The organism is Arthrobacter sp. K4-10C (assembly GCF_059090085.1).
Window position 1 is genome coordinate 52743 of record NZ_JBNHFI010000011.1, and the last position, 21011, is coordinate 73753.

Annotated in this window: 18 protein-coding genes; 11 read left to right on the plus strand and 7 right to left on the minus strand. The window is 67.2% G+C overall.

What is annotated here, in order from left to right; translation table 11 throughout:
- Positions 1-59: 59 nt before the first annotated feature.
- From AC5RUU_RS15815 to proC, 3 genes are all read left to right on the plus strand, one after another.
- Positions 60-512, plus strand: a complete 453-nt coding sequence (locus AC5RUU_RS15815; protein WP_493976149.1) for an SseB family protein — start codon at positions 60-62, stop codon at positions 510-512.
- A gap of 67 nt (positions 513-579) precedes the next feature.
- On the plus strand, positions 580-1569 hold the full coding sequence (locus AC5RUU_RS15820; protein ID WP_493976150.1) for a Ppx/GppA phosphatase family protein: 990 nt from the start codon (positions 580-582) through the stop codon (positions 1567-1569).
- Between the two features lie 289 nt (positions 1570-1858).
- Positions 1859-2692: a pyrroline-5-carboxylate reductase gene (proC, locus tag AC5RUU_RS15825; RefSeq protein ID WP_493976151.1), complete on the plus strand. Its 834-nt coding sequence runs from the start codon at positions 1859-1861 to the stop codon at positions 2690-2692.
- 17 nt (positions 2693-2709) lie between these two features.
- Here proC and AC5RUU_RS15830 read toward each other — a convergent pair whose 3' ends face one another.
- Complete coding sequence (locus tag AC5RUU_RS15830) at positions 2710-3348, minus strand: potassium channel family protein (protein WP_172801511.1); 639 nt, start codon at positions 3346-3348, stop codon at positions 2710-2712.
- Positions 3349-3388: 40 nt separating this feature from the next.
- The gene (locus AC5RUU_RS15835; RefSeq protein ID WP_493976152.1) at positions 3389-4819 is read right to left on the minus strand and encodes a TrkH family potassium uptake protein; all 1431 of its coding nucleotides are present in this window, start codon (positions 4817-4819) and stop codon (positions 3389-3391) included.
- A gap of 104 nt (positions 4820-4923) precedes the next feature.
- On the opposite strand from AC5RUU_RS15835, the gene AC5RUU_RS15840 reads away from it, so the two are divergent.
- Both AC5RUU_RS15840 and AC5RUU_RS15845 read left to right on the plus strand, forming a co-directional pair.
- On the plus strand, positions 4924-6135 hold the full coding sequence (locus AC5RUU_RS15840) for an acetoin utilization protein AcuC (RefSeq protein ID WP_493976153.1): 1212 nt from the start codon (positions 4924-4926) through the stop codon (positions 6133-6135).
- 111 nt (positions 6136-6246) lie between these two features.
- Entirely contained in the window at positions 6247-6834 is a 588-nt protein-coding gene (locus AC5RUU_RS15845) for an ArsR/SmtB family transcription factor (RefSeq protein WP_493976154.1), read from the plus strand.
- A 77-nt stretch (positions 6835-6911) separates the two neighbouring features.
- Here AC5RUU_RS15845 and AC5RUU_RS15850 read toward each other — a convergent pair whose 3' ends face one another.
- Entirely contained in the window at positions 6912-8246 is a 1335-nt protein-coding gene (locus tag AC5RUU_RS15850) for an alpha-hydroxy acid oxidase (RefSeq protein WP_493976155.1), read from the minus strand.
- 99 nt (positions 8247-8345) lie between these two features.
- Here AC5RUU_RS15850 and AC5RUU_RS15855 point away from each other — a divergent pair, with 99 nt between their 5' ends.
- On the plus strand, positions 8346-9032 hold the full coding sequence (locus AC5RUU_RS15855; protein WP_493976156.1) for a FadR/GntR family transcriptional regulator: 687 nt from the start codon (positions 8346-8348) through the stop codon (positions 9030-9032).
- A 7-nt stretch (positions 9033-9039) separates the two neighbouring features.
- Here the strand turns inward: AC5RUU_RS15855 and AC5RUU_RS15860 are convergent, their stop codons facing one another.
- Positions 9040-10074 (minus strand): LacI family DNA-binding transcriptional regulator, encoded by a 1035-nt coding sequence (locus tag AC5RUU_RS15860; protein ID WP_493976157.1) that lies wholly within the window; start codon positions 10072-10074, stop codon positions 9040-9042.
- A 361-nt stretch (positions 10075-10435) separates the two neighbouring features.
- Here AC5RUU_RS15860 and AC5RUU_RS15865 point away from each other — a divergent pair, with 361 nt between their 5' ends.
- The 5 genes from AC5RUU_RS15865 to AC5RUU_RS15885 are packed head-to-tail and all read left to right on the plus strand — an operon-like array spanning position 10436 to position 16382.
- Entirely contained in the window at positions 10436-11881 is a 1446-nt protein-coding gene (locus tag AC5RUU_RS15865; protein WP_493976158.1) for a Gfo/Idh/MocA family protein, read from the plus strand.
- 27 nt (positions 11882-11908) lie between these two features.
- The gene (locus AC5RUU_RS15870) at positions 11909-12874 is read left to right on the plus strand and encodes an NAD-dependent epimerase/dehydratase family protein (RefSeq protein WP_493976159.1); all 966 of its coding nucleotides are present in this window, start codon (positions 11909-11911) and stop codon (positions 12872-12874) included.
- Complete coding sequence (locus tag AC5RUU_RS15875; RefSeq protein WP_493976160.1) at positions 12871-13776, plus strand: 5-dehydro-4-deoxyglucarate dehydratase; 906 nt, start codon at positions 12871-12873, stop codon at positions 13774-13776. The genes AC5RUU_RS15870 and AC5RUU_RS15875 overlap by 4 nt, the downstream gene beginning before the upstream one ends.
- Positions 13776-14879: a mandelate racemase/muconate lactonizing enzyme family protein gene (locus tag AC5RUU_RS15880; RefSeq protein WP_493976161.1), complete on the plus strand. Its 1104-nt coding sequence runs from the start codon at positions 13776-13778 to the stop codon at positions 14877-14879. The genes AC5RUU_RS15875 and AC5RUU_RS15880 overlap by 1 nt, the downstream gene beginning before the upstream one ends.
- 51 nt (positions 14880-14930) lie before the next feature.
- Positions 14931-16382, plus strand: a complete 1452-nt coding sequence (locus tag AC5RUU_RS15885) for an aldehyde dehydrogenase (NADP(+)) (RefSeq protein WP_493976162.1) — start codon at positions 14931-14933, stop codon at positions 16380-16382.
- A 151-nt stretch (positions 16383-16533) separates the two neighbouring features.
- On the opposite strand, the gene AC5RUU_RS15890 is transcribed toward AC5RUU_RS15885, so the two are convergent.
- Genes AC5RUU_RS15890 through AC5RUU_RS15900 form a run of 3 tightly spaced genes read right to left on the minus strand, consistent with a single transcriptional unit; the run spans position 16534 to position 20966 of the window.
- Entirely contained in the window at positions 16534-17709 is a 1176-nt protein-coding gene (locus AC5RUU_RS15890; protein WP_493976163.1) for a M24 family metallopeptidase, read from the minus strand.
- The gene (locus AC5RUU_RS15895; RefSeq protein WP_493976164.1) at positions 17706-19775 is read right to left on the minus strand and encodes a DUF6807 family protein; all 2070 of its coding nucleotides are present in this window, start codon (positions 19773-19775) and stop codon (positions 17706-17708) included. The genes AC5RUU_RS15890 and AC5RUU_RS15895 overlap by 4 nt, the downstream gene beginning before the upstream one ends.
- Positions 19776-19811: 36 nt before the next feature.
- Positions 19812-20966, minus strand: coding sequence for an acetylxylan esterase (locus AC5RUU_RS15900; RefSeq protein WP_493976165.1), 1155 nt, complete (start codon positions 20964-20966; stop codon positions 19812-19814).
- Positions 20967-21011: the final 45 nt, after the last annotated feature.

Sequence of the window (21011 nt, forward strand, 5' to 3'; positions counted from 1 at the left end):
TGGGGCTCAACCACCAGCCGGGAATTGCGCGGGGCACCCGAACATGATCGGGTAGGGGGATGACTGAACAGCCTGGAATTGCCGACCCCACTCCGCTGAACGACCTCGAGGAGAAGCTCGCTAAAGGCGGACAGCCCGACGCAAGCCCTGTGGACGTCATCCTGTCGTTCCTCAACAGCGAGGTCTACATCATCAGTTCGGACACCGTTGAGGGCCTGGACTCGCAGGTGGAGCCGCTGGTCCTGGCCAACGCCGAGGGCGACCCCGTCCTTGCCGTCTTCTCGCACCCCAGCCGGGTGGACCGGCAGTACCTGGACGCCGCACCGAATGTGCTGGGCACCCAGGGGGCAGCGATCATCGCCAACATCGGCGAGGAGCTGGGCATGGTGATCAACCCCGGCGCCGCCTACGGCTTCGAGATCAACCCGGAAGGCGTGGCCAACATCAAGCGCGATTTCAAGCGCGCGGACGAACTTCCAGACGGCGGCCAGGAAAACCCTGCCGCGGGCTGAACCTGTCCCGGGCTGCGCGTTGGCTCCCAGTTGGAATACGGCTGCCGCGCCGGTGAATAATGTGACCATGCGGCTAGGCGTCCTTGATATCGGGTCCAATACTGTCCACCTACTCCTGGTGGATGCCCACCCTGGCGCGCGGCCGGTTCCATTCGCCTCGCACAAGCGCCCCCTGTCTTTGGTCCAGTACCTGGAACCCGACGGCAGTATCAGCGACGCCGGGCAGCACGAGCTCACCGAATTCGTCCTGGAAGCCTGGGAGTTCGCCGCCCGGCACAAGGCCGAAGACCTTCTCGCGTTCTGTACTTCTGCCATCCGTGAAGCCACCAACGGCAGTGAGGTGCTGGCCCGGGTCAAGCACGAAACCACGGTGACCCTGCAGGAACTCACCGGCAGCGAAGAGGCTTCCATGACATTCTTCGCCGTCCGGCGCTGGCACGGCTGGGGCGCAGGACCCATCCTGAACCTGGACATCGGCGGTGGCTCCTTCGAAATGGCCTTTGGCCAGGACGAGCTGCCCGAGGTGGCCACCTCGGTTCCCCTCGGCGCCAGCAGGCTCACCCGGGACTGGCTCGCGGAAGATCCGCCCACCGCCAAGAGCGTCAAGGAACTGCGGCGCTACATCCGGGCAACCCTGAAGCCCGCGGTCCGCGAATTCGACGGCCTGGGCAGGGCGAACGTGGTTGCAGGAACCTCCAAGACCTTCCGGTCCCTTGCACGGATTGCCGGTGCCGCCCCCAGCGATGCCGGTCCCTATATCAAACGCGAGCTCAATGCCACGGACCTGGGCGTCTGGGCCCAGCGCATTTCCGCCATGAAAGCCGAGGACCGGCTGCACCTGCCAGGGGTCTCGGAAGCACGGGCGCACCAGCTCCTGGCCGGCGCGCTGGTTGCCGAGGCCGCCCTGGAGCTTTTCAAGTTCAAGAAGCTCCGCATCTGTCCCTGGGCGCTGCGCGAAGGCCTCATCCTCCGGCGCCTCGACCAGCTGGTGTTTGACGGGCCGCTCGAGCCCGCGCCGCACATCGCCCCGCCGCAGGTGGCCCAGGCCGCCGTCTGAGGCCTGCCCTCACCAGGACAGTTCTGGCCGACAGCGAAGTACCGGCTTAAAAGCGGAAGCACCGGGGCCGGCAACAGGAAAATGGGGGGAAAACCTGTTGCCGACCGCCGGTGCCCTGGCAGGCATCCCCATGCCTGCCGCATCACTCGCACCCTCAATGAGGTACTAACTACAGTAGGGGCGCTACTTGTGAGCAACCTGCGCTGAACATGGGAGCCAGCTGTGAATGCCGACTCCTTATCTGCGTAAGGAGTCGGCAGGCGGCGTACGTAACTGCAATGATGGAGCCATGAGCAACCGAATCGCCTTCCTTGGCTGTGGGTCCATGAACGAAGCCATCCTCGGTGGCCTGCTGGAAGCGGGGACGGATCCGGCAGACATCGTGGCTACCGTCCGGCGTGCGGAGCGGGCGGCGGAACTGGCCGAGCGGTACCACGGGGTCACCGCGATCGCCGGTGAAGAGGAACCGGACAACAACAAGCAGGCCACCAAGGGGTCCGGCGTCGTCATCCTTGGGGTCAAGCCGGTAGGCATTACGGATCTCGCCCGGGAAATCAGCGGCGCCCTGGCGCCGGACACGGTGGTGGTGAGTGTGGCCGCGGCGGTGTCCATCGCCCAGCTGGAAGCCGCGCTTCCGGCAGGCCAGCCGGTCATCCGCACCATGCCGAACACGCCGGCCAAGCTGGGCCGCGGCGTGGTGTCCGTGTCACCAGGCACAAACTGCACTGCCGAGCAGCTGCAGAAGGTCAAGCGCATCCTGCAGGGTGCCGGAACCGTCGTCGAAGTGCCCGAGGACCAGGTGGACGCGCTCTCGGCCATCAGCGGGTCAGGGCCCGCGTACGCCTTCTACCTCGCCGAGGCAATGGCTGCAGCGGGCGAGGAGCTGGGCCTGGACCGCGAACTGTCCCTGCTCCTGGCGCGCGAAACAGTTGCCGGTGCCGGCCTTATGCTCGCCGAACCCGGCGCCGACCCGTCCGCCCTGCGGAAAGCGGTCACGAGCCCCAACGGCACCACGGAACGGGCAATCGCCACCTTTGACGAGCGGGGCATTCCGTCCATCATCGCCGCCGGTGCCCGGGCCGCTGCGGACCGGGCAGCGGAAATCACCCGGCAGCTCGGCTAGTTCCGGCCGGGCAGGGCTTACGGCCGGGCGGCGAACCGTTCCAGCAGGTCCACGTGCCCGGACACGATGAGCATGTCCCGGGAAGACACCTTCGTTTCGGGGCGGGCGTACGTGAAGTCCTCGCCCGGGGACTTGACCCCGACGATCGTCACGCCGTACTTGGAGCGCACCTTCGACTCATCCAGGGTGAAGCCCACGGTCTCGCGCGGCGGGTACATCTTCACGATGGCGAAGTCGTCGTCGAACTCGATGAAGTCCAGCATGCGCCCGGAGACCAGGTGCGCGGCACGGACGCCGGCATCGGCCTCGGGATAAATCACGTGGTTTGCGCCGATGCGGGTGAGGATCTTCCCGTGCGACGGCGTGATGGCCTTAACCCACAGGTGCTCGATGCCCAGGTCCACGAGGTTCACGGTGATCAGAACTGAGGATTCGATGGACGTGCCCACGCCCACCACGGCGGAGCTGAACTCCTGTGCGCCGAGCTGGCGGAGGGCGTCGATGTTCGTGGCGTCGGCTTCCACCACGTGGGTGAGCAGGGGAGCCCACTTCTGAACCAGGGTCCGGTCCCGTTCGATCGCGAGCACTTCGCGGCCCTGTTTGACCAGCTGCTCAGCGGTGGATGAACCGAACCGTCCCAGCCCGATCACCAGCACGGGAGCGTTGTGGGCTGGTCGCCGTGGGGTGTCTGGGGAACTAGCCAATGATCGGCCTCTCTTCGGGGTAGTGGTACAACTGGCTGCGCTGGCGCAGGGCCAGGGCGGCGGCAAGGGTCACGGTGCCCACGCGGCCGGCGAACATCAGGGCGGTCAGGACGTAGACGCCTTCGGGTGGCACTTCCGCGCTGAGGTTCGTGCTCAGGCCGACTGTAGCGAACGCGGAGATGGTTTCGAACAGTACGCGGTCCAGCGATTCCCCGCTGATGTGGAGCAGCAGGAACGCGGACACCGATACCAGGGTGGCTCCTGCAACAATCACGGAGATGGCAACCCGCATGGTGCCCTGCGGGATGGTCCTGCCGTACACCTTGACGTCGGCGTCACCGCGGGCTTCAGCAACGATGGCCAGGAACATCACGGCAATGGTGGTGACCTTGATGCCGCCGGCCGTGGACGCCGACCCGCCGCCTGCGAACATCAGCGCGTCCGTGAGCAGCATGGTGGTGGATTCCATCTGGTTCTGGTCCACCAGGTTGAAACCGCCGGAGCGTGTCATCACGGAGGCAAAAAGGGCGTGGGTGATCTTATCGCCGATGTCCATGGAACCGATGGTGCGCAGGTTGTTCCACTCCATCAGTCCCCACAGGAACGTGCCGGCCAGCAAAAGGATGAAGGACACCTGGATGGTGAGCTTGGTGTGCAGGTTCCACTTTTTCCAGTTGAGCCCGTTCTGCTGCAGGACCATCACCACGGGAAAGCCAAGGCTGCCCAGGAACACTCCGAGCATGAGCGGGACCAGGATCCAGAGGTCCGTCTCATAAGGGACGATGCCATCGGAGTGGGGGGTGAACCCGGCGTTGTTGAATGACGAGATGGAATAGAAGATTCCGTGCCACACGGACTGCCAAAAAGGTTCGCCCAGCGTGAGGAACCGGGGGATCAGGGCCAGTGCCAGGATGCCCTCGATGACCACGGACGTGGTGATGACGATGCGTAGCAGGGCGCCCACTTCACCGAGGCGGCCGGCGTTGTTCATGGATTCGGCCGCGATGATCTTGCCGCGGACGCCCAGGCGCTTGCTCACCATCAGCGCCAACAGTGAGGCAAGGGTCAGGGTGCCAAGGCCGCCGATGAAGATGCCCACCAGGATCACCAGCTGGCCGAAGAAGGACCAATGCACCGCCGTCGATACGACTGTGAGGCCCGTGACGCACACGGCCGAGACAGCGGTGAACAAGGCCTGGTGTATCGGGGTGGCCGTGCCGCTGGCGGACGAGACGGGGAGGGACAGCAGGAACGTGAACACCAGGCAGACACCGGCGAACGCGCTCAGCGCGAGCCGGGCGGGTGAGGTGTTCGCAATGTCGTCAATGAAGTCGCGCAGCCGCGTGAAGATCCAGAGGCCCTCCCGCTCCTGTGCGGGGTGCCAGCTGGCCGGGGTCCGGGGCCTCGACTGGCTTTGCGTCATGTGTGGCTTTTCCTCGGTTGAATCTGCTTCCCTCAGTAGTAAACCACTAATGCCCGCGTAATGGCCGGGCGGGACGGGGCCTGTGCTCCGGTAGCCTGTGATTGATGACATACCTGCCCGGTCTCAGCAAGCCCGCGCCGCCAACCACGGTGGCGTGGAGTCCTGACATGACCGCCTACAACTTCGGCCCGGGCCATCCCATGGCGCCGGAGCGGATGGACCTCACCGCACGCCTGGCACGCAGTTTGGGGCTCTTCGACCTGGAGCATGTGTCGGTGGACGCCCCGGAGGTGGCCAGCGACGCCGATCTCGAGTCCGTCCATGCGCCGGAGTACGTAGCGGCCGTGCGGAGGGTCAGCGAGGACCCGTCCGAGCCTGACGAGTCCCGCGGCCTGGGCACCGAGGACGATCCCGCTTTTGCCGGCATGCATGAAGCCGCCGCGCGGCTGGCGGGCGGCTCGCTCCTGGGAGCTGCACGGATCCTGGACGGATCAGCCCTCCACGCCGTCAACTTCGGCGGCGGTATGCACCACGCCGCCCGGGACAGCGCCAGCGGCTTCTGCATCTATAACGACGCCGCGCTTGCAGTGCAAAGGCTGCTCGACGGCGGCATCCGCAAGGTGGCGTATATCGACGTCGACGCCCACCACGGCGATGGAACGGAAAGCATCTTCTGGGACGACCCGCGGGTCCTCACGCTTTCCCTGCACGAGACAGGCCTCACCCTGTTTCCCGGTACCGGGTTCGCCAACGAGGTCGGCGGCCCGCGGGCGGAGGGAACGGCGGTCAACCTTGCCTTGCCGGCGGGAACAGGCGACGCCGGCTGGCTCCGCGCATTCTATGCGGTGGTGCCGCAGCTGGTGGCCGCCTTCGAGCCTGAGGTGATCGTGAGCCAGCACGGCTGCGACTCACACCGCGCCGATCCGCTGACGCACCTCAATCTGAGCGTGGATGGCCAGCGGGAGGCGGCCAGCGCCGTCGGGCATCTCGCCGAACGCCACTGCGGCGGCCGCTGGATTGCCACCGGCGGTGGCGGCTACAGCGTTTTGGAAGTGGTTCCGCGGGCATGGAGCCATCTGGTGGCCATCGCTGCGGGGCGGCCTGTGCCCCTGCGCACCGCTGTGCCCCAGGAGTGGCGGGAGTACGTGGAGCAGAAGTTCGGCGCAGCTGCACCGGCCCTGATGGGCGACGACGTGGAGCTGTGGTGGCGGTCCTGGGAGGTCGGTTTCGACCCCAATGACGCCGTGGACCGTACCATCATGGCCACCCGCAAAGCCGTGTTCCCCCTGCACGGGCTTGATCCCTGGTTCGACTAGGCAGGCATCAGGTGTGGTCCTTTCGGTCTGGAACACCGCGCCGAGCAACAGGCCGCCGAGGGCGCGAAATAGTTGATGCCTTTCGGCGTATATGTCGCTAGGGTGGGAGGCATGGTGACAGACGACGTATTTGCCGTCATTGCGGAATCAACCCGGCGGGACATCCTGGTCTCCCTCCGTTCCGGAGACAAGGCCGTGGGGGAACTCGTGGAAGAACTGGCAGCGAGCCAGCCCACAATTTCGAAGCACCTGAAGGTCCTGCGGGAAGCCCAGCTCGTCAGTATGCGGGCGCAGGGACAGAAGCGCTACTACGCGCTGAACCGGAAGCCGCTGGAGGGTATCGCCAGCTGGTTGGAGACATTCGACGTCGGGTCCCCGGCTGCCGCTGCGGCTGCTGCCCCTGGAGGCGGTGCCGCAGGCCAGGCGGCCGCGGATTCGACCGCACCGCGTGAAAGCATCACCGCCGCTGCCGGCGGGACGCCCGAAGCCGTGGCGGCGGGCGCCGTCTCCGACGGCGTACTGGCGCCCGACGGCGCTGAGCTGAGTCCCGCCGTCGTAATTCCAGGGGGTACCACTGCCCCACTCAGCGACGACAGCGTTCCCCAGCAGATCGGCCGCACCGTGGGCCGCGCGGCCACCCGCGCCGCCGACCTGCTCGCCAACCTCCCCAACCTCCCTAAGTTCGGCCGGAAAAAGTAGCTCCTAATAGAAGTAGGTAGCAGCAGGTGCCGTTTTGAAGGCTCAAAACGACACCTGCTGCTACCTGGTTGGGGGTCTTATGTGTTGAGCAGGCGGACGTGGTCCGGGGTGAGCTCGGAAAGCTTGCTCACGCCGAGCAGCGCCATGGTGCGGGCCATGTCCTTTTCCAGGATCTGCAGCGTGCGGTCCACACCGGCGCGGCCGCCGGCCATCAGGCCGTAGAGATAGGCGCGGCCGATCAGGGTGAAGTCCGCACCCAGGGCCAGTGCAGCCACGATGTCCGCGCCGCTCATGATGCCGGTGTCCAGCATGATCGCTGCGTCGGTGTTGTCCGCGGTGAAGGCCTGCTTGACTTCGGGCAGCAGGTGGAACGGAATGGGTGCGCGGTCCAGCTGGCGTCCGCCGTGGTTGGAAAGGACCACGGCGTCCGCGCCGTGGTCCACCACCCTGCGGGCGTCCTCGACGGTCTGGATGCCCTTCACCACCAGCTTGCCCTTCCAGGTCTCGCGCAGCCAGTCGAGATCCTCGAACGTCAGGGTGGGATCGAACATCGAGTTAATGAGATCGGCTACGGTGCCGGTGTAGCGGGACAGCGACGCGAACGTCAGGGGCTCGTGGGTCAGGAAGTTGAACCACCAGGCCGGGCGGTAGGAGGCGTCCAGGACGGTCTTCAGGGTCAGCGCCGGCGGGATGGTCATACCGTTCCGGACGTCGCGAAGGCGGGCGCCGGCCACGGCGGTGTCCACGGTGACCATGAGGGTGTCGTTTCCGGCCTTGGCGGCCCGCTCGATCAGTTCGAGCGAGCGGTCGCGGTCCGTCCACAGGTACAGCTGGAACCAGTTGCGGCCGTTGGGGGCGGCGGCGGCCACGTCCTCGATCGAGGCCGTGCCCATGGTGGAGAGGGTGTAGGGGATGCCTGCGGCTTCGGCTGCCTGCGAGCCCGCATATTCGCCTTCGGACTGCATCATCCGGGTGAAGCCGGTGGGGGCGATGCCCACCGGCAGCCGGGAGGGCTTGCCGAGGATTTCGGTGCTGAGGTCGATGGCCGAGACGTTGCGCAGGATGCCGGGACGGAATTCGATGTCCAGGAACGCCTGGCGTGCCCGGCGCAGCGTGATCTCCTCTTCGGCCGCGCCGTCCGTGTAGTCGAAGGGGGCCTGCGGTGTGCGGCGCTTGGCGATGTCGCGGAGTTCCCAGATGGTGCTGGCCCGCTTGAGCCGGGCTTCCCTGCTGAATTCCGGCTTCTTGAACTGCATGAGGGGGGCCAGGTCGGAGTACTTGGGGATGCGGCGCTTCAGGGCCGCGGGGACGCCGGACGACGGCGGCGCGGGAGTCCGTGCCGCGGCGGGAATGTCAGTGGCATCCGGTGCGGGAGTGGTCTCCGGGTTGTGGGGCTGGATGGTGTGGGTCATGGCGTCCTCCGTTGGGCCGGCAGGTCCGGGTCCGGAACCTCCTGTGGTCTAACCACACTGTAGGCCATGTGGTCCAACCACATCAAGTACCATGGGACTATGCGCACCCACCAGCTTGTCCTGTCCTGGATCGAGAATGAGCTCTCCGGTGGCAGGCTGGCCGTGGGCGGCCGCCTCCCCGCGGAACGCAGCCTCGCCGAACAGTTGCAGGTATCGCGGACCTCCGTCCGGGAGGCGATCAGGATCCTTGAAGCTTTGGGAGTGGTGCGGGCGGGCGTGGGGTCCGGCCCCGAGGCGGGCACCGTGGTTATTTCAGATCCGACGGCGGCACTTGGCTCCGCCCTCCGGTTGCACGTGGCCACCCAGCATCTTCCGGTGGCGGACATCGTGGAGACCCGCGTGCTGCTGGAGTCCTGGGCCGTGGCGAAGGCAAGCCCGGATGCGCCACAGCTGGAAGAGGCGGCGGCGCTCCTTGAGGGCATGGCTGCCGGGGATCTTGCGGTTGCTGACTTCCTGGCTCTGGACGTGCGGTTCCACTTGGCCCTGGCCGACGCCGCGGGCAACGCCGTGGTCAGCGCGATGATGGGCTCGCTACGGGAATCCATCCAGGGCTACGCGGCGGAGTTAACCTCCAACCTTCCCGACTGGGCCGCCACGGCGTCCCGGCTCCGGGACGAGCACCACGGCATTCTGGCGGCCATCAGGAACAACGACGGCGGCCTGGCGGCCAAGCTGGTGGCCGCCCATATCGAGGGGTACTACAAAGAGGCCGGGCTGCGCCCCTAGCCGGATGTCAGCCGTGGGCTGTGGTGCGGGCTGCCTTGGCCGGTCCGGTGCTGGCGCGGACTTCCAGCCGGGGCTGGTACCGGCTGCCCGGGGCGTCGCTCTCCTCCTTGCGGATGAGCGCGCGCAGCTGCTGCCAGGCCTGCTCGCCCAGCTCGGTGATGGGGACCGCGGCAGTGGTGAGGGCCGGCGTCGTGTATTTGGCGAAGGGGATGTCATCGAAGCCGGTGACGGAGATGTCGTTCGGAACATCGAGTCCGCGTTCGTGCAGTCCGCTCATCAGCCCCATCGCAACCAGGTCGTTGAAGGCCAGGATGCCCGTGGCGCCGCTTTCCAGGACGGCGTCCACGGCCTCGTGTCCGGTGTCGAAGTCCGAGCCGCCCTCCAGCATGATGACGTCCACCTTGGGGTGGGCCGCCTTGAAGGCCTCCAGCCCCTGCAGCCGGAGTCCGTTGGACGCGCTGCGGGGAGGTCCGGCAAGGAAGGCCAGGCGGGTGTGTCCCAGTTCCACCAGGTGTTCCGCCATGTCCTGGACGCCCTGGCCGTAGTCAACCACCAGGCTGGGCACGCCGGCGGTTGCCGTGGTGCGGTTGATCAGGACCAGGGGATGCAGCGAGGGCGCGATTTCCTCGAGTTCGGCGTCCGTCATGCGGGGCGCGCACAGGACCAGCCCGTCACAACGACGGCGGGCCTCACCTGCCAGGATGGCCTCCTCGCTGGAGACTTCAAAGGAATCGGCAATGAGGACGCGGTAGCCGTCCTGGGCTGCTGCCCGGCTGAGTCCGCGCAGGATCGCCTGGAACGTGGGGTTGGCAAGGTCAGGCACCACAATCCCAATGGTGTCCGTTTTGCCCAGGGCCAGGCTGCGCCCCACGGGGTTGGGCTGGTACTTCAGCTCGGCGGCAGCCGCGCGCACGCGGGCCGCGATATCCGGGTCCACTGTGAAGTTGCCGTTCATGACGCGGGAAACCGTGGCATGCGAAACCCCGGCCTTGACGGCGACATCCGCGATGCCGATCCTGCCGGTTGCAGATTTCCTGACCATAGCGACCCTTCCTTAGCGCCACGGGCCGGCTGTGGCCCGAAGCCGGCCTCCGGCTGACGGCCGCAGGTTCCGGCCGATGGTGGCGGTGTTCTGAGTGACAGCATATAACGCAGCGGGAAAGCGATTTCTATCCTTTTCCTGCGTTTTCCCACCCGTTTTCCGGTACGTCGCCTGCGGTACTGCGGAGACGCGCTAGAAAACGCTTTCTGCCAGAGTCCATAATGGTTGACGAATGCCCGCTGCTGTTGATACAAATCATATAGCGAACCGAGAAAACGCTTTCTCGCGGCGGTGCCAGCAGACCGCCGGCCCATACCCGCCGCCGGCCACCAGAACGGCCGCGTCTTTGAAAGGGACCCACATGGTCAATACAGCCGAGTCGAGTTCAGCAGCAGCGGTATCCGGTGCTGCCGCCGCCACAGCCACCGCCCCAACTCCCGCTGCGAACGGCGCCAAGGCCCGCATCGCCTTGATCGGCACCGGCGGCCGTTCGGAGATGTACATCCGGGCAATCTTCGGCAACTATGCCCACACGGCGGAACTGGTGGCCTTTTCCGACGTCAACCCGGGGCGCGTGGAGTTCTACCAGAAACTCATCCAGGAGCTGGGTGCGCCCGGCCCGGTTGCCTCGTTCGATCCCGCGGACCTGACCGCCTTCATCCAGGCCAACAGCATCGACCGCGTGGTGGTGACAACGCCGGACTACACCCACGCCGACTACATTGTGGAGGCACTCCGCGCAGGCGCGGACGTTGTAGTTGAAAAGCCCCTCACCATCGACGCCGAGGGCTGTCGCCGCATCACCCGGGCTGTACACGAGACCGGCCACAACGTGGTGGTCACCTTCAACTACCGCTACTCGCCACGCAACAGCGCCCTCAAGGAAATCATCCAGAGCGGCGTGATCGGCAAGGTCACGTCCATCGACTTCAGCTGGGTCCTGGACACCGTGCACGGCGCCGACTACTTCCGCCGCTGGCACCGCGAGAAGAAGAATTCCGGCGGCCTGCTGATCCACAAGGCTTCCCACCACTTCGACTTGGTGAACTGGTGGATCGACGACGTGCCGGAGCGCGTCTTCGCTTCCGGCGGACTCAAGTTCTACGGCGACAAGAACGCAGCGGAACGTGGCCTGGGCCCCCGCCCGGAACGCGGCACCCCCGACGCCGATGCACCAGCCGCCGCAGAGAAGGATCCGTTCACCCTTGACCTGCGTGAGGACGAGCGGCTCAAGGCGCTCTTCCTGGACAACGAGCACTACGACGGCTACCGCCGCGACCAGGACGTCTTCACCAGCGGCATCACCATCGAGGACAACCTCGCACTGGTGGTCGAGTACCAGGGAGGCCCCCGCCTGAGCTACTCGCTCAACGCCCACAGCCCCTGGGAGGGTTACCGCGTGGCAGTCAACGGCACCGAAGGACGCGCCGAACTGGAAGTCGTGGAGCGCGCCGCCGTCACCAGCAGCACGGACAAGAAGACCGTGGTGGACCCCAGCGCAACCCCCATCGAGGAAGAGGACGCCATCCGGCGCAACGGCGAACGCCTGGTGGTCCAGCGCCACTGGGAAGCAGCCTACGAGGTGCCGATCGTCAACGGCGAAGGCGGCCACGGCGGAGGCGACGAACTCCTGCTCTCCGACCTCTTCAACGGCCCGGGCGACGACCCGCTGGGCCGGCCGTCGGGTTACCTCGATGGACTGCGCTCCGTGTCCGTGGGCATCGCCGGCAACCTTTCCCTTGAATCATCCCTGCCCGTCCGCATCGAGGAACTTGACCTCGGCGTCGACCTCCGCCGCGGCGCCTAGCCACCGCCCTCAACCTAAGGAACAACCATGAGCAGGATCTTTGTCACCGGCGGCTCCGGCCGGCTGGGACGCAGCGTGGTGGCGGGGCTCGCACAAGCCGGCCATCACGTCATCTCGGTGGACCGCGACGCAGTGCCCGCGGAGCAGCTGCCCGCCGGTGCCGTCCAGGAAACGGCGGACCTCCTGGCGCCGGGTGAGGCCCTGCGCCTGCTCCGGGAATTAAAGCCCGACGCCGTCATCCACCTTGCGGCGATAGCGGTACCGTTCAGCGCACCCGAGGACGTCATCTTCGCCACGAACACCCGGCTCGCCTTTGCCGTGGTCAGTGCGGCGACGGAAGTTGGCGTGCCGAAGATCGTGACCGCCAGCAGCCCCACGGTGCTGGGCTACGGTTCACCCGCAGGCTGGCTGCCGCCGTCGTTCCCGCTGGATGAACGGACCCCGCCGCGGCCGTGGAACGCGTACGCGCTGTCCAAGCTGATCGCGGAACAAACAGTGCAGACGTTCGCAGCCGCCCAGGGTGAGAGCATCCGCTACGCGGCGTTCCGCCCCTGCTTTGTGATTTCGCCCGAGGAATGGGCGGGCGCACCGACGCAGCAGGGCCATACCCTTGCCGATCGGCTGGCCGATCCCGCCTTGTCCGCACCCGCACTGTTCAACTATGTGGATGCACGGGACGTGGCGGACTTCCTGGACCTGCTGCTGGAGAAGATGCCGTCCATCCCGAACGGGGAAACGTTTTTCGTTGGGGCTGCAGACGCACTGGCCACGGCACCCCTTGCAGAACTGATGCCGAAATTCCTGCCCGGAAGCGAAGCCCTCAGCGCGGGGCTCACCGGCACCAGCCCCGCGTTCTCCATCGCCAAAGCCCAGGAGCTCCTGGGCTGGCAGCCCAAGCGGAGCTGGCGCACAGAACTGAAGTCCCGTTCCACCCTCAACGACGAGACCTCCGCGCTGGCGACTGCCGGCAGCGGAGCCAAGGAGACATCATGAAATTCGACGGCGTCCTGTTCTTCCCCGTCACCCCGTTCACGCCCGAGGGCACGGTAGACACGGAACTGCTCAAGGAGCACATCAGCTCACGGCTGCCTTTCGGCCCCGGTGGTGTGTTCCCTGCCTGCGGCACTGGTGAATTCCACGCCCTCAGCATCGAAGAGGTCCGCACCGTGGTGAGGGCCGCCGTCGAGGTTGTGGCCGGGAAGGTTCCGGTAGTCGCAGGGGCCGGCGGTCCGCTGGGCCACGCCATTGCAGCCGCCCGGGTGGCGGAAGAAGCCGGTGCCGACGCACTCCTGGTGCTGCCGCCCTACCTGGTGACCGGCCCCAGCGACGGGCTCGTGGCGTACATCGAGGCTGTGGCCGGAGCCAGCAGCCTGCCGGTGATCGTCTACCACCGCGGCAACGCCAAGTTTACCGCCGCCTCCATGACCCGCCTGGCCGCCAACCCCAAAGTCATCGGCTTCAAGGACGGACTGGGGGACGTTGGCCTGGCCCAGGAAATCGTGTCCGCCGTGAGGGCTACCGGACGCGAGGACTTCGCTTTCTTCAACGGGCTGCTGACCGCCGAGCTGACGCAGGGCGCCTACCGCGGCCTTGGCATCCCGCTCTACTCCTCGGCCGCTTTCGCTATGGCCCCGGAAATCGCCAAAGCGTACTACGACGCCTACGTTTCCGGTGACGAGGAACGCCGCAACGCCCTGCTCGAGGGCTTCTACTCGCCCCTGGTCCGCCTCCGCGACCAGACCCCGGGCTTCGGCGTTTCCCTGATCAAGGCCGGGCTGCGCCTCGGCGGCCTGCCAGTAGGCCCGGTGCGTCCGCCGTTGGTGGATCCCACCGAGGAGCAGCTGGTACAGCTGAAGGCCATCCTCGCCAAGGGCTACGAGCTGGCCGGCCGCTGATGAGCGCGCCCGCGGCCGAGGCCGTCCGAACCGTTCCCCGGATCACGGGCCTCAGCAGCAGGCTCCTCACCGTACCCCTGCGCCGGCACTGGGGCGTGGAGGCGCCGGAAAACCACGTAATCGTCACCGAAATCCATACGGACGACGGCGGTGCGGGGCATGGTTTCTCCTGGACCCCGACCATCGGCCCGCAGGCCGTGAAAGCTCTGCTCGACTACGACATCGCACCGTTCCTCAGGGGGTTGCCCGCACAACCGGAGGCGGTGTGGGACGCGCTGTGGAAGCGCCTGCACGAGGCCGGCGGGGGAGGACTCACCACCATCGCCATGGCCGGCGTCGACCTCGCCCTTTGGGACCTGCAGGCCCGGCGTGCCGGGACGTCCGTCACCGGCCTTCTGGGCCAGCGGCAGGAATCCGCCGAGGTCTACGGGTCCGGGGTGAACCTGCACTACACCCTGGAAGAGCTCGTTGCGCAGACTGAACGGTGGGTGGCAGCCGGGCACCGGGCCGTGAAGATCAAGGTGGGCAAGCCGGACCTCCGCGAAGACTACGAACGTGTGCAGGCGGTCCGCTCAGTCCTCGGACCGAACCGGAAGCTGATGATCGACGCCAACCAGCGCTGGGACCTGCCCACCACCTTCCGCGCGCTCGACGTCCTGTCCCAATTCGGGCTGGAATGGCTGGAGGAACCCATCCGCGCCGACGACCTGTGGGCGTACCGCAGGCTCCGCAAACAGTCGCCGGTGCCCATAGCCCTCGGTGAAAACCTGCACACCATTTACCGCTTCCGCGATTTCATAGAGGCGGAAGCAGTGGACATCATCCAGCCCAACATCGTCAGGGTAGGCGGGATCACCCCGTTCCGCCGGATCGTTGAACTGGCCCGGACCAACAGCATCAAAGTGATGCCGCATCTGCTCCCGGAACTGTCCGGGCAGCTGGCGCTCACCCTGGCCGAGCCCACACTCGTGGAGGACGTCGAGGAGGCATCCTTCGAACAGCTGGGCATCCTGGCCGGGCCGTCACCGGTGCGGTTCAGCGACAGCCGGATTGCCCTGACCGGCCAGCCGGGGCTCGGCTTCTGTTTTCACGACGCAGGCTAGGGCAGATCAATGCAGAACGATGAATCCAGACACGAAGAACAGGTACCTGAAGTGACAACTGCAACCCTTTCATTGTCCGAGCTCACGGCCGCCGCAACCGAAGCAGCCAAGATCTCCGCCGCCGCCTCCGATACCGAGCGCGCCGCCTGGCTCACGGCAGTGGCTGATGCGCTCGATGCCAACTCCGCAGAGCTGGTTGAGATCGCCGATTCCGAGACCAGCCTCGGCGCGACCCGCCTGGCCGGCGAAGTGGCCCGGACAACCGGACAGCTGCGCCTGTTTGCCCGCGTCATCACCGAGGGTTCCTACCTCGAGGCCGTGATCGACCACGCGGATCCCAGCTCGACCCCTCCCAAACCCGACCTCCGGCGCATCCTGCGGCCCATCGGCCCGGTGGCTGTCTTCTCAGCCTCGAACTTTCCGTTTGCCTTCTCCGTGGCCGGAGGCGACACGGCCTCGGCCCTGGCCGTGGGCTGCTCCGTCATCGTCAAAGCCCACTCCGGCCACCTGCGGCTCTCGGAGCGGACGGCTGAGATTGTTGCCGCTGCCCTGCGTGGCGCGGGGGCGCCGGAGGGTTTGTTTGCCCTTGTCAGCGGTCGCGAGGTGGGAACCGCGCTGGTCCAGGATCCGGCCATTAAGGCAGTCGGCTTCACCGGCTCTATCCCCGGCGGGCGCGCCCTCTTCGACCTGGCCACGTCCCGGCCCGATCCCATCCCGTTCTACGGCGAGCTGGGCAGCCTCAACCCGGTGGTGGTCACCGAGGCGGCACTGGCGGAGCGTGCGGGCCAGCTTGCGGAAGGGCTCGCGGGATCCTTCACTTTGGGCGCCGGACAGTTCTGCACCAAGCCCGGGCTCGTCTTCATTCCGGCAGGAACGGACTTCGCAGCTAAAGTGGCGGAGACCAGCAAGGACAAGCCCGCCCTGGGCATGCTCACCAGCCGCATTGCCAAGGCCTACCCGGAGGGCCTGCGGAGCTTTGCGTCCGTGCAAGGCGTGGACGTGGTCAGCGGCAGCGTGGACCAGGACGCCGTCTCCAACGGGGCTGCGCCGGTGGTCTTCTCCACCACTGCCGCCAAGGCACTGGAGAACCCGAAGGAACTGCTGGAGGAGTGCTTCGGCCCCACCACCATGCTGATTGAATACTCGGACCACAAGGAGCTGTCCGCAGTCCTTGACGAGGTACCGGGAAGCCTGACCGCCACCGTGCACGCCCAGCCCGGTGAGGATGTATCCGCGCTGGTCGAGCAGCTGTCCAACCTGGCAGGCCGCGTCCTGTTCGACGGCTGGCCTACCGGTGTTGCGGTCAACTGGGCCCAGCAGCACGGCGGCCCGTACCCGGCCACCACGTCACTGTTCACCTCGGTGGGCGCGACGGCGGTCCGCAGGTTCCAGCGTCCGGTCGCCTACCAGGACGCCCCCGAAACGGTACTGCACCCCGCACTGCACGAGGACAACCCGCTGCGCATCCCGCGCCGGGTGGACGGGGAACTCGTGCTTCCCTAGCAACGCTCTCCCAGATGATGTTGGTTTAACCAAAACGCTCTCTCAGATGATGTTGGTTTAACCGAAACGCTCTCTCAGTCGCTGCCGCAACTACGGCTACAACTGAGAGAGCGTTTGGCGTTTTAGTGCAGGATCTGCGAGAGCGTTTGGCCTAGGGCTGGAGGGTGACGGGACGCTGCAGCCCGTTCACCGTGGCCACCGGCCAGCGGGAATCGACCGTCAGGACCTGCAGGCCGGCCTCCGTGAGCTGCACCGTGTCCTCGATCTTGACCCGGGGGCCGGACGGGTTCCAGGTGAACGCCTGGCCCAGGACCACCGTGTCCGTTGCGGAGGCGGTGACCCGAGGGTCACGGCCCGCGTAACCGGCGGGTCCGCCCTGGTGGTGCTGTTCCCACTGGTCCGCTCCGAAGCCGTGGCGGACGTAGGCAGCCTTGATCTCGGTGAAGATCGCATCCAGCTGCGCGCCGGGAACCGTTGCGTCGAAGATATCCGCCTCCACCGCGGCGATCCGGGACTCGGCGTCGCGCTCTTCGGGGGTGCCGGCGTCGAACCGTACCCACCGGGTGATGTTGGCAACCAGGCCGTCGCGGCGGGCACAGACCACGGCCATGGCACGGCGGCCGAGGGGGGCATGGGTGGCCAGCGGGTGCCGGAAGTCGCTGCGGGAGCTGCCGTTGCACAGGAGGACCAGCGGCTCGGCCCCCGCCGCCACCACACGCGCGGCCAGCTGCGACACCAGTCCGAACTCCGTGGTGTCAGGCCGTGCGATGGCCAGCACGTCGGTCATGATGGCCGCCAGTTCGCCGCCCAGGCGGGCGTAACGGGCGCTTTCGCCCGGCAGCAGCTGCTGGCGGGCCGCGCGGAGTTCGGCCGCCACCTCCGCTTCGGCCAGCGGCGCCTGGCCCGCAGCGGTGGACGTGCCAATGGCGGCGGCCGCCTGGTGAAGATTCCCGTACCAGGGGACGATGTGCAGGGAGACGCCTGCCGGGAGCTCTTCAGCGGCGATGCGTCCGGCCTCGTTGTTGAACGTCACCAGGTGGTCGCCGCTCCGGTCCACCAGCACCGCAGCGATGGGGTCACCGGCAAGGCTGATGTGGACGCGGCTGCCGTCCAGGTACCAGGCCAGTGCCGTGTGGGTGGTCAGCAGCAATGATTCGCGCCCCGTGGCGTCAAGGATGCCCAGCACCCGGCGGCGCTTGGCCTCCCGGTCAGCGGCGGACGCGGGAGCCACCCGGACATCGCGGACGGGGGCGGCGGTAAAACCTGCGGGTCCGGTGGCGGATGCCGGGACTGACGGCGGGGCTGCTGCGGCGGTTGTCCGGGTCATGAAAGGTCCCCCTGCTGGTTGATCAAAGCGTCGATATCAGTTGTGCCCAGGATGCCGTCGGCCACAAAGACGGTAAGTTTCCGGCGGACCGGTATGCCGGGTTCGGCGATGACAGGCGAATCCCAGGCCAGTGACTGGCCCACGCCCGGGTAGCCGTCCACCCGGATGAACCAAGGGTCCGTGGCATCCACGGGAGCCACAAAAACCAGGGTGGCAGCACCGCCGCCTGTCCCGCCGTCGAACGTTCCGGCCCAGGCGAGCCAGCGCGCAACGCTGCCGTGCACCTCGGATTCGCCGCTGCCCGCGGGCGTCCACACAGCGGCGCCATCGCATTCCGGCAGGCGCCAGAAGAAGCCGCCGTAGCCGCCCTCGTGGCGGCCATTGGAGCCCGGGCTGCCGAGGCTGACGGGTTGGCCGCCGGCGGGGGACAGGGCGAAGTCGATGCCCAACCTCCACACGGTGGGGCTGACGCCGCTGAAGGTCCAGGTCCTGTCCTCGGTGAGGACGGGGGCGCCGTTGGGGCCGTTCCAGCTGAGGCGTTCCTGTAGCCTGCCGGTACTGCCGGAAGCAGCGGCGGTCTCTTCCAGCACGGTTTCAGTGACGGTGATGCTGCCGTGGTCGGGCCGCCAGACGTACTGGCCGGCCTCCCGGGTATAAGTGCGGCCGCCCCAGAAGTTGACCCCGTCCACGTCCTGCAGCGCCACGCCGACGCCCAGGTGCCAGACGTGGTCCAGCGGCTGGTGGTCCGTCACCGCGGTGCCGCCGAGGGTCCGGACGGGGTGCAGGTAGGGTCGCGGGGAGGAAACGGCACGGATGTGGCTGCCGTCCTGGTAGTCAGCCACCGGCGTTCCGTCCAGGGTGAGTGACCTGACCGGCGGCAGCGCGCGGGCCCAGGGGACGCCGAGTTCGGCAAAGGTTGCCTGCGCCTTGCAGGCCCGTTCGATCAGGTCCGCGATGCCATGCACCACAGGATGGGCTTCGTCGCCTTCGCCCTCCCAGGTGATGTGCTCTGGGCCGATTGCCTGGGGCGCCGGTAACGTGCGGATGGCTTCCAGGACCAGCGTGAAGGCGCCAGTGTGTTGCAGCGGGCAAAGCAGCGCGCCGCCCGTGGCCCGGGCCTCCAGGAGGTTTTCCAGCAGGTCCGTCCGGCCGTAGCTTTCCCGGCGCTCGCCGTCCGGCGTGCTGACCACCACTTCGTCCTTGGTGTAGTAGAGGGTGATGTCGCCACGGGTGCCATGCACCGTCACCGAGGGGTCCAGCTGTTCGGGCGCACACAGGGTCAGGCCGCACATGAGGGTGGCTCCGTGGGCTGTGCGGACCCGGATCACCGACGTGTCGTCGCTTTCCGTAGCATGGGCCCGGTACAGGTCCGTTTCCACGGACGCGAGGTCGGCCACAGTGAGCGCCCCGGCCAGGTGCAGCGCCGTGGCCACGGCGTGGGCCAGCGCGTTTGTCGCCACCCCGTCCACCACGTCGACGCCGTCAAGGCTACGCTTTCCAGCCCACCGGGAACGCTTGAAGTAGCCCTTGGTCCGCACCCACTGGCCCTTCGCGCTCAGGCCAAGGACATCCCCGATATCACCTGAGTGAACCAGGTTGCGGATGGCCGGCAGCGCATGCGAGCCAAGGCTTTGGAAACCGACCTGCACCAGCCTTCCTGCGGCGTCCGCTGCGGCGATTACCTCCTGGAACTGGGCAAGGGAAGAAACCGGTGGCTTTTCCACGTAGACATCCATCCCCGCGGCCAGGGCAGCGAGCGCCAGCGGCGCGTGGGTCTGGATGGGGGTGGCGAGGATGACGACGTCGGCATCCGTCCGGGCTGCGAGCAGCTGGTCCAGGTCGGGGAAGACGGCCACGGAGTCCTTGAGCCGGCCCGGCTCCGGAGGGTTGGGGTCGGCCGCAGCCACAAGTTCCAGGCGCCCGGCTGCTTCCAGCCGGGCGAGGTTGGCCAGGTGCCGCTCGCCGAAGCCGTGGAGGCCCACCAGGGCGATGCGCGGAACGGCGGCCGGAACAGGTGCGGCGCTTGGGCCGTTGCCGTGTTCTGCGGTGGCGGATTGCTGAGTCATCAAGGGTCCTTGCAGGCTGTGTTGGTTGTTGAAGGATTAGGGGGCGGTGCTGGATGGAGTCCTGACCCCTAGGGCGGCAGCCAGGAAGGACACGGCTTCTTCCTGCATGGCGGCAGTGAACACGTGGCCGCCCGGCCAGAAGCTGCCGGTGTACCGGTTGAAGCTGCTGTTTTGGTGGGTGCTGTGCAGCGATTCCAGTATCCGGTGGGCCTGCCGCATCCCGTCTTCGGGGAAGAGCTCGTCGGCCAGGGCGTACTGGACCAGGAAGGCGGCGTTCGACCGGGTGGCCAGTTGGGGCCAGTCACCGAGTTTCCATATCCCGGGTGTCTGGAGCAGCCAGGAGTGGGCGTCCAGGTATGCGGGCAGGAGTGACTGGAAGGTGGTCATCATGCAGGTCACCACCGATGCCCGGATCCGGGGACTGAGGGCGGCCAGGGCCAGGGACCTGCCGCCGCCGCCGGAGAACCCCACGCACCCCAGCCGCTCCGGGTCTGCTCCGGGCAGGTTTGCCAGGATGTCGAGTGCAACGAGGTCATCGTGGGCAACCATGCCGGCAAGGCTGGTGCCCAGCAGGCCCGCGGTCTTGGCAACAGTATCTTCGTGGAAGCCTGCCGCGGCGTTGTAGTCGTCTGCCTCGGAAGGTTCGACGCCGTCCTGCCGCCACTGTGCCCGCCGCGCCTCAAGCGCGGCCGCGGTCCGCCATGGGGGAGTGGAGAGGTCGAACCGGCGGCTGCCCCAGGCGAAGGTGTCGTGGGCCAGTACGGAAAACCCGTTCCGTGCGGTCTCGGTAGCCAGCGACCGTCCTTCATAACCGGCGCGTGCCGCCCCTGCCGAAGGATGGTCCGGGGGAAGTTCCACCAGCCTGTCCGCGCCGCCGAACTTGTTGCCGCCGTGGCAGTGCAGCGCGAGGACCCCGGGCAGCCGCCCGGTTTCGCCGGCCGGCCTGACCAGCCAGCCAGTGGTCCTGGGGCCGAAGCCCACCTGCCAGCTCAGCTGGGAGGTGGTGACGCCGTCGTACGTTTTTTCCCAGTGGACCCTCACCGGGGGAAGCGGTGACGCGGTGGGAACTCCAAGCGCATCGGAGAGCTCCTGGCCCGCTGGTGTTGCCGCGGCGTAGCGGGGGTGGTTCCGGACGTAGGCAGGCCAGTCCTCATAACCGGCGATGGCGCTGGGCCGTGCAGAGTGGTTCACTGGCCTACCTCCTGTCGTAGTGTCGATCATCCGCAGGCTGACGCC